10 protein-coding genes and 1 rRNA gene are annotated in these 13278 nt (G+C 65.8%); 7 read left to right on the top strand and 4 right to left on the bottom strand.

From position 1 onward, the window contains the following. Positions 1–11: 11 nt before the first annotated feature. Positions 12–2693, top strand: coding sequence for a PAS-domain containing protein (locus DNK89_RS21230; RefSeq protein WP_110961731.1), 2682 nt, complete (start codon positions 12–14; stop codon positions 2691–2693). 169 nt (positions 2694–2862) lie between these two features. Beyond that, positions 2863–3594, top strand: coding sequence for a hypothetical protein (locus DNK89_RS21225; protein ID WP_110961730.1), 732 nt, complete (start codon positions 2863–2865; stop codon positions 3592–3594). Between the two features lie 54 nt (positions 3595–3648). Here the strand turns inward: DNK89_RS21225 and DNK89_RS21220 are convergent, their stop codons facing one another. The 3 genes from DNK89_RS21220 to DNK89_RS21210 all read right to left on the bottom strand — a co-directional run bounded on the left by DNK89_RS21220 (position 3649) and on the right by DNK89_RS21210 (position 7332). Beyond that, positions 3649–4290: a response regulator transcription factor gene (locus tag DNK89_RS21220; RefSeq protein WP_060986257.1), complete on the bottom strand. Its 642-nt coding sequence runs from the start codon at positions 4288–4290 to the stop codon at positions 3649–3651. Positions 4291–4319: 29 nt separating this feature from the next. Next, a complete protein-coding gene (locus tag DNK89_RS21215; RefSeq protein WP_015016104.1) occupies positions 4320–5255 on the bottom strand; it encodes a LysR family transcriptional regulator in 936 nt (311 codons plus the stop codon). A 151-nt stretch (positions 5256–5406) separates the two neighbouring features. Further along, entirely contained in the window at positions 5407–7332 is a 1926-nt protein-coding gene (locus tag DNK89_RS21210) for an acyl CoA:acetate/3-ketoacid CoA transferase (RefSeq protein WP_110961729.1), read from the bottom strand. A gap of 230 nt (positions 7333–7562) precedes the next feature. Here DNK89_RS21210 and DNK89_RS21205 point away from each other — a divergent pair, with 230 nt between their 5' ends. From DNK89_RS21205 to DNK89_RS21185, 5 genes are all read left to right on the top strand, one after another. Continuing rightward, entirely contained in the window at positions 7563–9773 is a 2211-nt protein-coding gene (locus DNK89_RS21205) for a malate synthase G (protein ID WP_110961728.1), read from the top strand. A 200-nt stretch (positions 9774–9973) separates the two neighbouring features. Then, positions 9974–10225: a cysteine-rich CWC family protein gene (locus DNK89_RS21200; protein WP_110961888.1), complete on the top strand. Its 252-nt coding sequence runs from the start codon at positions 9974–9976 to the stop codon at positions 10223–10225. 43 nt (positions 10226–10268) lie between these two features. Beyond that, entirely contained in the window at positions 10269–10460 is a 192-nt protein-coding gene (locus tag DNK89_RS21195; RefSeq protein ID WP_015016108.1) for a 4-oxalocrotonate tautomerase, read from the top strand. A 56-nt stretch (positions 10461–10516) separates the two neighbouring features. Continuing rightward, the gene (locus tag DNK89_RS21190; protein WP_110961727.1) at positions 10517–11974 is read left to right on the top strand and encodes a DHA2 family efflux MFS transporter permease subunit; all 1458 of its coding nucleotides are present in this window, start codon (positions 10517–10519) and stop codon (positions 11972–11974) included. Positions 11975–12065: 91 nt separating this feature from the next. Beyond that, positions 12066–12833, top strand: coding sequence for a class II glutamine amidotransferase (locus DNK89_RS21185; protein ID WP_110961726.1), 768 nt, complete (start codon positions 12066–12068; stop codon positions 12831–12833). Positions 12834–13160: 327 nt separating this feature from the next. On the opposite strand, the gene rrf is transcribed toward DNK89_RS21185, so the two are convergent. Continuing rightward, positions 13161–13273, bottom strand: a 5S ribosomal RNA gene (gene rrf, locus DNK89_RS21180). Positions 13274–13278 lie beyond the last annotated feature (5 nt).

The following is a 13278-nucleotide window of genomic DNA, read 5'->3' as shown; positions in this document are numbered from 1 at the left end:
TCCGTTTTTTCATGCCCACGCCCCGCCTTCGCCAGTTCTGGACGCTGCTCCTCCTGCTTGCAGGCACGGCGGCCAGCATGTTTGCCGCCGGCCAGTGGGCCTGGCACCGGTCCTTGCTGGACGAAAGCGAGAGCGTGCAGCGCCAGCTGGCCCTGTACGGCCAGACGCTGGCACAGCGCATCGACCGCTACCGCACCCTGCCCGAGGTGCTGGCCCTGGACGCGCAACTGCAGGACGCACTGCGCCGTCCCCTGAGCCCGGACGAGGTGGCGCAGCTCAACCGCAAGCTGGAGCAGGCCAACGGCGCCAGCCAGTCCTCCACCCTCACCCTGCTCAACCGCGACGGCCTGGCCGTGGCCGCCAGCAACTGGCGCACGGCCACCAGCAACGTGGGCGTGGACTACAGCTTTCGCCCCTATGTGCAGCAGGCGCTGGCCCAGGGGCGCGGCAGCTTCTACGGCATTGGCGTAACCACGGGCGAGCCCGGCTACTTCCTGTCGCAGGCCATCCGTGACGACAGCGGCCACATCCTGGGGCTGGTGGCCATCAAGATTGCGCTGCAGGAGCTGGAGCGCGAATGGCTGCAGACCCCCGACATCGTGCTCGCGTCGGATGCGCATGGCGTGGTCTTTCTGGCCAGCCAGGACGCCTGGCGCTACCGCCTGCTGGAGCCGCTGGACGACGAAGAGCGCCGCGAGCTGAACGCGACCCGGCAATACTCCGACCAGCCCCTGCGCCCGCTCGACGTGCGCGTGGACGACCGCCTGGACAACGGCGGGCGGCTGGTGCGCGTGCAGGCCTTGCCCGACATGCCCACCCCACCCAGCCGCATGCTGTGGCTGACCCAGCCCCTGCCTGGCACGCCCTGGCAACTGCACCTGGTGCACACCACCCACAGCAGCATTGCCGACAGCCGCTGGGCGGCCGCAGCCGGGGGCGGCGGCTGGCTGGCCCTGTCGCTGCTGGTGCTGTTTGTGCGCCAGCGCCAGCGCCTGGCCCGCCTGCGCCAGCGCAGCCGCCAGGAGCTGGAGACCGTGCTGCAACAGCACGCGCAGGAGCTGCGCACCGCGCAGGACGGCATCGTGCAAGCCGCCCAGCAAGCCGCGCAACAAACGGACACGGGCCTCTCCCGCAGCCTGGAGCACCTGCCCCAGGGCGTGGTCATCATCGACGCCGACCTGAAGCTGGTGGCGTGGAACTCGCGCTATGTGCAGCTGTTCCGCTACCCCGCCGACCTGATGCAGGTGGGCCGCCCCATCGAAGACCTGATGCGCCACAACGCCCGCCGGGGCCTGCTGGGCCCGGGCCCGGTGGAAGAAGCCATCGAACGCCGCCTGGCCCACCTGCGCAGCGGCACCCCGCACCTGCACGAAAGCGCCAAGGAAGACGGCACCGTGCTGGAGATCCGGGGCAACCCGCTGCCCGAGGGCGGCTTTGTGACCAGCTACGCCGACATCACCAGCTACAAGAACGCCGCGCGCGAACTGCGCTCGTTGGCCGATGCACTGGAGCAACGCGTGGCCGACCGCACCCGCGACCTGGACGCAGCGCGGCGCGAGGCCGAGCAGGCCAACCGCTCCAAAACCCGCTTTGTGGCCGCCGCTGTGCACGACCTGCTGCAGCCCCTGAACGCCGCGCGCATGTTCACCTCGCTCTTGCGCAGCCACCTGCCGGGCGATGCCGAACGGCACGCGGTGGACAGCATCGACGGCGCCCTGGCCGCGCAGGACGCCATCCTCAACAGCCTGCTCGACATCTCGCGCATGGAATCGGGCCAGTTCGACGTGCACATCCACGACGTGGCGCTGGGCCCGCTGCTGCAGGTGCTGGGCCACAACTTCGGCGTGCTGGCCGAAAGCCAGGGGTTAAAGCTGCGCTGCATGCCCACGCGTGCCGTGGTGCGCACTGACGAAAACCTGCTGCGCCGCATCCTGCAGAACTTTGTCTCCAACGCCATCCGCTACAGCCGACGCGGGCGCATTGTGGTGGGCTGCCGCAGGATGGGCGACCACCTGCGCATCGAGGTGCACGACCAGGGCCCCGGCATCCCCGAGGCATTGCAGCGCGAAATCTTTGAAGAATTCCGCCGCCTGGACGAAGGCCGCGCCGACGACCGGGGCGCAGGCCTGGGCCTGGCCATCGTCGAACGCCTGGGCCGCTTGCTGGGGCACGAGATCGGCCTGCGCTCGCAACTGGGGCGCGGCAGCGTGTTCTGGGTGTGTGCGCCACTGGGCAACCCCGCCGCCGCACAGCAGGCTGCGCCCCCCGCCACCACGCTACAACCCAGTGACGACGCGCCCCTGCAAGGCAGCAGCGCCTGGGTGATTGATGACGACGGCCCCACCTGCGCTGCCACGCAGGCCCTGCTGCAGCGCTGGGGCTGCACGGTGCCACTGGCCGCTGGCGCACCCGAGGCCCTGGCCGCCGCCCAGCCCGGCCAGGCACCGCAGTTGGTGCTGCTGGACGTGCACCTGGGCGCCGGCCTCCACGGCCCTGAAGTGTTCGCGCAGCTGTGCCAGCGCTGGGGCCAGACGCCTGCAGTGATCCTGGTCACCGCCGAGCGCGATGCCACCCTGCGCCGCCAGGCCGCCGAACGCGGCTGGGGCTTTCTGGCCAAGCCGGTGCGCTCCCCGGCGCTGCGGGCGCTGATGAGCCAGACACTGCTGCGGCTGGGGGAAAGCAATAGAAAGTAAGCCCTGTCGCGTGCAGACAGGCAGGCCGGCAGGCGGAAACACCATTGCACAGCCCAAAGCAGCGCAGGCTCTCGTAAAGTACCTTGCCACCAAAACACCCGAGGTGCCGCCCGCGCCACGCAGACACTGCAGGACGGCCACCACCCACACCAAAGCGGAGGACGGAAAGATGAGCGAAGCGATTCTGTATGCGATGGATGCACCGCGTGCCAAAAGCGCAGACGCGGCGGCAGACTTTGTGGAGAAATGGCAGGACAGCAAAAAGGCCCCCACTGCGCGCATCGCGGCCTTCTTTGAACATCTATTGCAAGCCTGGCCGACAGACGGCACCGGAAGCGCCATCTGGTACGAAGGCTTTGACCACAACCCGCCCACAGGGCCTGTGCTCGCCATGGCGTTCGAGCTGCGCGAGTTCAACACCGACCGGCTGCAGCAGCTGCGTGCAATGGCCCAGGAACATGGCGTGCACATCTTCGACCCGGAAGGCCATGTGCTGTACCTCGCCGATGGCAGCGAAGCTCGGGCGCCGTCGTTGACCCCCCCGGAACCCGGCGCCCCCGTCCAGTGCCCATCTGGCGTGCGCTTGGACGGCGTGTACGAGACGAAGCGGGAGAAGGGCTGGACCTACCTGTGCTTCACGGCCGATGGAAAGATCTTCTGGCAAAGCACCGGGGGCCGCTTCCAGGCCCGCGCTGCGATGGAGAGCTTTGCCACCGGCGACTCCTTCATTGTCAAAGGCACCTACAAACCTGGCGACAACGCGTTCAGCGCACGGCTCAAAGCCTCGTTTGGCGCGTTCAAGATGAACGGCGTGCTGAAGGAGGACGGCTTGCACGTCCATTCGGAGCGCACCAACGGCAGCTACCCGTTCGACTCCGTGTACACGTTCCTTCCGCTGTAGCACGCCATCGATTCGGATCTGCGCCACGCACTTGGCGTAGACACGCCCGGCCGCTCACGCGGTGGACTCTGTCTCCAGGCTCTTCACCAGCACCGCCGCCTGCGTGCGGCTGTAGCACTCCAGCTTTTTCAGAATGGCGGTGACATGCACCTTCACCGTGTTTTCGGCCAGCCCCAGCGTGGCCGCGATCTGTTTGTTGAGCAGCCCATCGGCCAGGCAGAGCAGCACGCGGAACTGCTGGGGCGTGAGCTGCGCCAGCCGGGCAGCCAGCTCGGCATCGGCCTCAGAGCGTTCGGCCGCCATGGGCGGGAACCAGCTGCCGCCGTCCAGCACGGCCTGGATGGCGTCGCCCATGGCGTCAGCGGGCGCGGACTTGGGGATAAAGCCGGCCGCGCCAAACTGCTGTGCGCGGCGGATAACGCGGGGGTGGTCGTTGGACGAGATGATGACCACGGGCAGCTCGGGGTATTCGCCGCGCACATGCAGCAGGGCCGAGAAGCCGCGTGTGCCAGGCATGCTCAGGTCCAGCAGCACCAGCTCGACCTCGGGGTGGTCCTGCAGCGCCTGGCCCAGCGTGGCGGCGCTGGCGGCCTCCAGCGTGCGGAACTGGGGCAGCCGCTCGCGCAGCACGTGCAGCACGGCCGCACGGAACAGCGGGTGGTCGTCAGCGACGAGGAGAGTGGGCGCGGTGGACATGGAGTGTGTGCAGTCTGCCACGGGGGCCATCAGCCGCCGGCCTGCGGGCCTTTCCAGAACGCGGGCTGTGCGTACTGGTGCTTGAGGTGCTCGATCCACAGCCGCACCCGCAGCGGCATGTGCTTGCGCTGCGGGAACACCACATAGATGCCGTTGGGCGGCGCGGCAAAGTCGTGCAGCACCTCCACCAGTCGGCCTGCAGCGATCTCGGCCTCAACCTCCCAGGTGCTGCGCCAGGCAATGCCGTAGCCCGCCAGGCACCAGTCGTGCAGCACCTGCCCGTCCGAGCAATCGAGCGGACCGCCGGGCTTGAGGTGGATGACCTCGGTGCCACCGCCCTCGACCGGCATGCGGAACGCCCAGCCGCGTGTTTGCGAGGCCTCGCTCGACAGCGTGAGGCAGTCGTGTTGCACCAGCTCGCTGGGGTGGCGCGGCGTGCCGTGGCGCTGCAGGTAGGCGGGTGTGGCCACGCACAGGCGGCGGTTGTCGGCGATGCGCACGCTCACCAGCGACGAGTCGGGCAGGTCGCCCACGCGCACTGCACAGTCATAGCCCTCGCCCGCCAGGTCCACCACACGGTCGCTGAGGTTGAGCGAGATGGTCACATCGGGGTGCGCCGTGCGAAAACGCGGCACCAGCGGCGCCACATGGCGGCGGCCAAAACCGGCGGGCGCGGTGATGCGCAAATGGCCCGTGGCCTTGACCCCCCCTTCGGACACGCTGGCCTCGGCATTGGCCACATCGGACAGCAGGCGCTGGCAGTCTTCCAGAAACGCGCTGCCCTCGTGCGTGAGGCTGATGCGGCGCGTGGTGCGCACCAGCAGCTTCACGCCCAGGTGTTCTTCCAGCGCATCGAGCCGCCGGCCCATGATGGCCGGGGCCACGCCCTCGGCCTTGGCCGCAGCGGTGAGGCTGCCGCGCGTTGCCACCGACACAAACGATTCGAAGGCCTTGAGTTTGTCCATGGGCGCTGATTATGGGGATAAAGCGGCAAAGGGCCTGGTGGCGGACTTGGGCACGGCCTGTGGTCGGTTTTTGAAGCCAAACAGGCCGCATGCGCTAGTGCAACATGCCTGAGCAGCTACATAAATGATAGTGAACCGGCATCCCCCCACTTCACACCAGGCGCGACTTGAGGAACCCCACGGTGCCATAGCGCTTGACCTCGGTGTAGAGGTCGCGCGTGAGGCCCTGCACCATGGCGGTGTAGGCATCGGCCAGGTCGGGGACGATGGTGAAGTGGTCGTAGTTCACGATCACGCCCACGCGCTCGCCCTGTGCGGCAAGCGGGGCGAGCAGGCGGCGCACCTCCTGCTCGATGGCGTCGATGGTGCTGGCGGTGTTGATCTGCAGGCCCGAGAAGTCGATGTGCAGCAGCTGGCGCGCGGCGTCCAGCTCAAAGCGTTGCACCAGCGGGCGGTTGAGCAGCTGCTCGCGCAGGCCCAGCGGGCCGGGCTCGAACAGGCGCAGGTCCATGGTCTGCAGGCCGGGGCTGATGCGCGGCGTGAATGCCATGTGGGCCAGCACGTCGCGGTGCAGGTCGATGCCGGGCGCCAGCTCGATGAGTTCCAGCGCACCGCCGCCATCCGCCTCGCCCGAGGGCACCAGGCGGAACACGCAGCGCTCCGTCACATACAGCACGCGCTGGCTGCGCCGCAGCGCCTCGGCGCCACTGAAGGTGCGGTGCTCGACCTCGCGCACCAGCTTGCGCGCGCCGCCTTCGTGCAGGATGTGCAGGTGGCCGTCCACCGCCTCGACCTGCAATGCTCCCGCCGTGAAGGTGCCGACAAACACCACGGTCTTGGCGTTCTGGCTGATGTTGATGAAGCCGCCCGCGCCCGCCAGGCGGGGCCCGAACTTGCTCACGTTGAGGTTGCCGTGCTGGTCGGCCTGCGCCAGGCCCAGGATGGCGATATCGAGGCCACCGCCGTCATAAAAGTCGAACTGGTTGGGCTGGTCGATGATGGCCTGCGGATTCACGGCCGCGCCAAAGTTCAGCCCGCCTGCGGGGATGCCGCCGATCACTCCGGGCTCGGCCGTGAGCGTGACCAGGTCGATGATGCGCTCCTCAGCCGCCACGTTGGCCACGCCCTCGGGCATGCCGATCCCTAAGTTGACCACCTGGTGCGGGCGCAGCTCCAGCGCCGCGCGGCGGGCGATGATCTTGCGCTCGGTCAGGGGCATCGAATCCAGCGTGTCCATGGGCACGCGCAGCTCGCCCGCAAACGCGGCGCTGTAGGGCTCGGCAAAGGTCTGGTGGTGGTGCGCGGGCTCGGTGGCCAGCACCACGGCATCGACCAGCACGCCGGGCACCTTCACCTGCCGGGGGTTGAGCGTGCCGCGCTCCGCAATGCGCTCGACCTGCGCGATGACCACACCGCCCGAGTTGCGCACGGCCATGGCGATGGCCAGCGCTTCGAGCGTGAGCGCCTCGCGCTCCATGGTGAGGTTGCCATCGGCGTCGGCTGTGGTCGCGCGAATGATGCCCACGTGGATCGGGAAGGCCTTGTAGAACAGGTAGTCCTGCCCGTCGATGGGCAGGATGCGCACCAGGTCTTCGGTGGTGCGCGCATTGAGCTTGCCACCGCCGTGGCGCGGGTCCACAAAGGTGTCGAGGCCCACGCGCGTGAGCGTGCCGGGCTTGCCCGCAGCGATGTCGCGGAACAAGTGCGTGATCACGCCCTGCGGCAGGTTCCAGGCCTCGATCTGGTTGTCCACCGCCAGCTTCTGGATGCGGGGCACCAGACTCCAGTGCCCGCCGATCACGCGCTTGAGCAGGCCCGCGTGGCCCAGGTGGTTGAGGCCGCGCTGCTTGCCGTCGCCCTGGCCTGCGGCGTAGACCAGCGTGAGGTCGCGCGGGGTTTGGGTCGTTTCCCAGCGCTGGGCCAGCGCCACCGCAATGCTCTCGGCAAAGCCGATGCCCACAAATCCGCCCGTGGCCACGGTGTCGCCGTCGTGGATGAGCTGCACCGCGTCGGCGGCGCTCACGATCTTGTTCTTGTGGGCCGCGTTGAGCGCGCTGGCGTCCAGGGGGGCCTGCATGGGTTTGTCTCCCAGTGGGTTTGTTGTGCGCGCAGCGTAGTGGGTAACGGGCGAAAGCACCATTCAGGGTGACTACGGACTGTCACCAGTTTTGCGTAAAAGTCACTGGTTTAGAGATTTTCAGCGTATTTATGTGGGCAAACATTTGCAATACAGTCTGTCCATGGCCTGCTGTTGCGGGCACCGTTTTTCATTGATCTCCGTTTTCACCACTCTTCTTGAGGCACCCCATGACCGAACGCACCCAAGTCCACGGCCTGCAAGTGGCCACCTCCCTGTACCGCTTTGTCGAAGACAAGGTGCTGCCCGGCACGGGGGTGGACGCCACCGCCTTCTGGAAGGGCTTTGACGCCATCGTGTCGGACCTGGCCCCGCGCAACATTGCCCTGCTGGCCGAGCGCGACCGCCTGCAGACCGAGCTGGACACCTGGCACAAGGGCAACCCCGGCCCCATCAAGGACATGGTGGCTTACCGCGGCTTTCTGGAAAAGATCGGCTACCTGGTGCCCCAGCCTGCTGACGTGAAGGCCACCACCGCCAACGTGGACGACGAGCTGGCCACGCAGGCCGGCCCGCAGCTGGTGGTGCCCATCCTGAATGCACGCTATGCACTCAACGCCGCCAACGCGCGCTGGGGCAGCCTGTATGACGCGCTGTATGGCACGGATGCGATCCCCGAGACTGACGGCGCCGAAAAGGGCAAGGGCTACAACCCCGTGCGCGGTGCCAAGGTGATCGCGTTTGCACGCCAGGTGCTGGATGACACGGCGCCCCTGGCCTCGGGCTCGCACAAGGACTCCACCGGCTACAAGGTCGAGGGCGGCCAGCTGGTGGTGTCACTGGCCAACGGCAGCACCACGGGCCTGAAGGACGCTGCGCAGTTCAAGGGCTACCAGGGCAATGCCGCCTCACCGTCGTCGGTGCTGCTGCAGCACAACGGCCTGCACCTGGACATCCAGATCGACCGCAGCACGCCCATCGGCCAATCCGACGCCGCGGGCGTGAGCGACCTGGTGCTCGAAGCGGCCCTGTCCACCATCCTGGACCTGGAAGACTCCGTGGCCGCCGTGGATGCCGAAGACAAGGTGCTGGGCTACAGCAACTGGCTGGGCATCATCCAGGCCACGCTGACCGAGCAGGTCGCCAAGGGCGGCAAGACCTTCACGCGCGGCCTGAACCCCGATCGCATCTACACCGGCCCCCAAGGCGGCGAAGTGCGCCTGCATGGCCGTTCGCTGATGTTCCTGCGCAATGTGGGCCACCTGATGACCAACCCGGCCATCCTGTGGAAGGACGCCCAGGGCAAGGTGCGCGAGATCCCCGAAGGCATCATGGATGCAGTGGTCACAACGGCTATCGCATTGCACGACTTGCAAGGCCATGGCGCCAACGGAATCCGCAACTCCCGCAAGGGCAGCGTTTACATCGTCAAGCCCAAGATGCACGGCCCCGCCGAAGTCGGCTTTGCCGCTGAACTCTTCGGCCGTGTCGAGAAGCTGCTGGGCCTGCCCGACAGCACCGTCAAGCTGGGCATCATGGACGAGGAGCGCCGCACGTCGGTCAACCTCAAGGCCTGCATCGCTGCCGCATCGAGCCGCGTCGCCTTCATCAACACCGGCTTCCTGGACCGCACGGGCGACGAGATGCACACCGCCATGCACGCAGGCCCCATGGTGCGCAAGGGCGACATGAAGACCAGCGCCTGGATCCAGTCGTACGAGAAGAACAACGTGCTCGTGGGCCTCTCCTGCGGCCTGCGCGGCAAGGCCCAGATCGGCAAGGGCATGTGGGCCATGCCCGACCTGATGGCCGAGATGCTCAAGCAGAAGATCGCCCACCCCAAGGCCGGTGCCAACACCGCCTGGGTGCCCAGCCCCACGGGCGCGACGCTGCACGCACTGCACTACCACCAGGTGAAGGTGAGCGACATCCAGATCGAGCTGGAAAAGACCGATGTGAACGCCGAGCGCGACAACCTGCTGACCGGCCTGCTCACCGTGCCCGTGGCCGCCGCCCCGAACTGGAGCGACGCCGAGAAGCAGCAGGAGCTCGACAACAACGCCCAGGGCATCCTGGGCTACGTGGTGCGCTGGGTGGACCAGGGCGTGGGCTGCTCCAAGGTGCCAGACATCCACAACGTGGGCCTGATGGAAGACCGCGCCACGCTGCGCATCAGCAGCCAGCACATGGCCAACTGGCTGCACCACGGCGTGGTGACCGAAGCCCAGGTGCGCGAGACCTTTGAACGCATGGCCGCCGTGGTGGACCAGCAAAACGCGGGTGACCCGTTGTACCAGCCCATGGCGGGACACTTTGACACCAGCATGGCGTACCAGGCGGCGTGCGACCTGGTCTTCAAGGGCATGGAGCAGCCGAGCGGCTACACAGAACCGCTGCTGCACGCCTGGCGCCTGAAGCTGAAGGCAGCGCAAGCAGCCTGATTCCCGATAGCAGTCGGCGCCATGTTCGTGGCGTCACTCGCTCCAATTTTGATAGCTGCTAGCGCAATCAACATATGTGCTAGCAGCTATTTTTCTTGGGCGGCACTTTAGCTGGCCTCATTGGCGTGGATGGGACGCAGCGGCCGCGCGCGGGCAGCGCCGCGCCGTACACTGGTACCGGCGCCCACGCATTCCTCCCCATGCCTGCAGCACTCTCCACTCCTCTCACCCCCTCTGTCTGCCCGCTGTGCGGGCAGTCCAATGAATGCGCTATCGCAGCGGGACGCCCTGCAGAAAGCTGCTGGTGCATGACGCAGGCCATCGACCCTGCGGCCTTGGCCGCTTTGCCGCAGGAGGCACGCGGCAAGGTCTGTATCTGCGCGGCATGTGGTGCACCGGCCCCAGTCGCGCAGCAACCCTCCGCCGCCGGCAACCCGCCTTCGCCGATATGATTTGGGCTTTTCGCTGTCTTCACAGCGCGCGAAGGAACAAGACATGCCCACGTACCACATCGAAATGATGGAAGGCCGCACGGTCGAGCAGAAGAAGAAGCTGGTGGAAGAGATCACCCGCGTATCCGTCGAGATCCTGGGTGGCTCGCCCGAATCGGTGGACATCCTGATCACCGATGTGAAGCGCGAAAACTGGGCCACGGGCGGCAAGCTCTGGCTGGAGCGCACGTCCTGAGCGATGCGCCCCGTCCTCATTGACTCCGTGGTGTTGCTTCAGCATTTGATCGCTTCATGACTTACGCCTCGGGGTCTTTGGCTGTATTGCGCGAGCGCTATGGCGAGCGCTACCGGTGGCTGCTGCTGCTATCCGTCATGGTCGGCACCATGGCCTCCATCATGTCCTCCACCATCGTCAACGTGGCGATTCCGGACATGAGCCATTACTTCGCACTGGGCCAGGAGCGCGCCCAGTGGGTCACATCAGGCTTCATGGTGGCCACCACCGTGTCCATGCTCACCACCCCCTGGCTGTTGTCTCGCTACGGTTACCGCGCGACCTATGTGGGCGCGATGTTGCTGCTGCTCGTTGGGGGTGTGGGTGGTGGCCTGGCGCGCGACTTCGGCCTGGTGCTGGCTGCACGCGTCGCCGAGGGACTGGCAGCCGGTGTCGTGCAGCCCATCCCGGCCGTCATCATCCTGTATGCCTTCCAGCCCCATGAGCAGGGGCGCGCCAGTGGCATCTTCGGCATGGGCGTCGTGTTGGCGCCGGCCATCGGCCCAAGCATGGGCGGTTTGCTGGTGGATTGGTTTGGCTGGCGCTCCATATTTTTCATGGTGGTGCCGCTGTGCCTGGCCTCACTCTGGCTGGCCTACAAGTTTGTACCGGTCACCGCCCCCGGAGGAGTCGAGGCCAACCGGCAAGGCCAGGCGCTGGACTGGAGAGGCCTTCTGCTGGGCACGGTCGGAACGCTGTGCCTGCTGAACGGGTTGGTGTCGCTGCATGGCGGCTCTCACGTCGAGGCGGCGGGCCTGCTGATCGGTGCGGTGGTGGCCGTCGCCTGTTTTATTGCCTGGCAGCGCAGGCTGCTGCGCACCGGGCGGAAGCCGCTCATGGACCTGCGCCTTTTTCAATACCGCCAGTTCGCCATGGGCAGTGTGGTGGCCTTCATTTACGGCACAGCCTTGTTCGGCTCCACGTATCTGCTCCCGGTGTTCATGCAACTGGGGCTGGAACTGTCTGCATCGCACGTGGGTACCCTCATGCTGCCGGCGGGGTTTGTATTGGCCGCCACCATTGCCGTGGTGGGCCGCCTCGCGGACCGGCAGCCGACCCATTTACTTGTCAGCACCGGCCTGGGTTTGCTGGCCTTGTCCTTCGGGCTGATGGTGTTTGTGGGCCTTGGCTCATCGCTGTGGATGCTGGTCGCTTTTGCGATCCTTGGACGCATCGGACTCGGCTTCATTCTGCCGTCCCTGAATCTTGGCTCCATGCGCCCGCTGGACAAGTCGCTGATCTCGCAAGGCTCTAGCGCCATTGGTTTCTTGCGCATGCTGGGCGGTGCCGCCGGGGTGAGCCTGTGCGGTATCGTGCTTGAATGGCGACTCGGCGCGCATGGCACCTCGTTGACTGCCGGGGCCAGCAACCCGGCGCGCATTGCAGCGTTCGGTGAAACCTTTTTGATGCTGACTTTTCTGTGCGGTCTGGCGCTGGTAGCAGCCTGGCAGCTGCGCGAGCGGCAGCCAGATTGAGGGCGGGCGTACCTTGTCCTGTTGCTTGAAGGCAGATACGCACAGTACCCCGTCAAGCCTTTCAAGAAATCAAAAAAACGGAACCTTCGCCATGTGCCAACTGCTCGGCATGAACTGCAATGTGCCCACGGATGTGACCTTTAGCTTCACAGGCTTTGCGCAACGCGGCGGAAAGACCGACCACCATACCGACGGCTGGGGCATCGCTTTTTTTGAGGACAAGGGGCTTCGTCACTTCGTGGACCATCTGGCGGCGGTGGATTCTCCAGTGGCCGAACTCATTCGCCGCTACCCCATCAAAAGCCGGAACGTCATCGCCCACATTCGCAAAGCCACCCAGGGCGTGGTGAGCCTGCAGAACTGCCACCCGTTCGTGCGGGAGCTATGGGGCCGCTACTGGGTCTTTGCCCACAACGGGGATCTGAAAGATTTCCGCCCTCGCCTGCATTCGCATTTCCGACCCGTAGGAGATACCGATAGCGAACACGCGTTTTGCTGGATCATGCAAGAGTTGGTCAAATCGCATGCCAGCGTGCCTTCTATCCCAGAGCTGACGCTAACGCTCAAAGAACTCGCTGCGCGCATAGCGCCCCACGGCACATTCAACTTCCTGCTCTCCAATGGCCAGGCCTTGTGGGCACATGCCTCCACCCATCTGCACTACATAGAGCGCCGTCACCCCTTTGGCGCCGCGCATCTGAGTGACGAAGACCTTCAGCTGGATTTTTCGAAGGAAACTGGCGAGAACGACCAGGTGGCAGTGATCGTGACCAGTCCTCTCACCACAAACGAAACGTGGACCGCCTTCGGAATAGGCGAACTGCTAGTGTTTGAGCAAGGTCGGCGGCTGCCTATCTGATGCAGGCGAGGCATCGGCGCTGAGAGAGGCGGCATGTTGTGTGCGCCATAAGAATGAGCGTCGCGTGGCGCGTGGGTCGCTCAATTAGTTCACGCCGTATTCGGTTCGTGCAAACGGATTTGTCCCAACTCTTCGATCCAGAGCTCAGGGCCCGAACGGCTTTATAGGTTCGCGCCAGCGATACAGGTCTGGTAAGTAAGGCAGACCAAGTGAACCCCATGTCATCCACAATCGTGGATTAGCGCCTATTGGCCTTGGCGTATTTTCGATGTCTGCAAAGCAAAAAACCCCAGTCTTTATGAGACTGGGGTTTTCTGGGCTGTAAGAGCCTGACGATGACCTACTTTCACACGGGAACCCGCACTATCATCGGCGCAAAGTCGTTTCACTGTCCTGTTCGGGATGGGAAGGAGTGGGACCAACTTGCTATGGTCATCAGGCATAA

Origin of the sequence: Acidovorax sp. ST3 (genome assembly GCF_003231145.1) — a bacterium.
Classification (GTDB): domain Bacteria; phylum Pseudomonadota; class Gammaproteobacteria; order Burkholderiales; family Burkholderiaceae_C; genus Acidovorax.
This window is presented reverse-complemented; position numbering and strand designations above follow the sequence as displayed.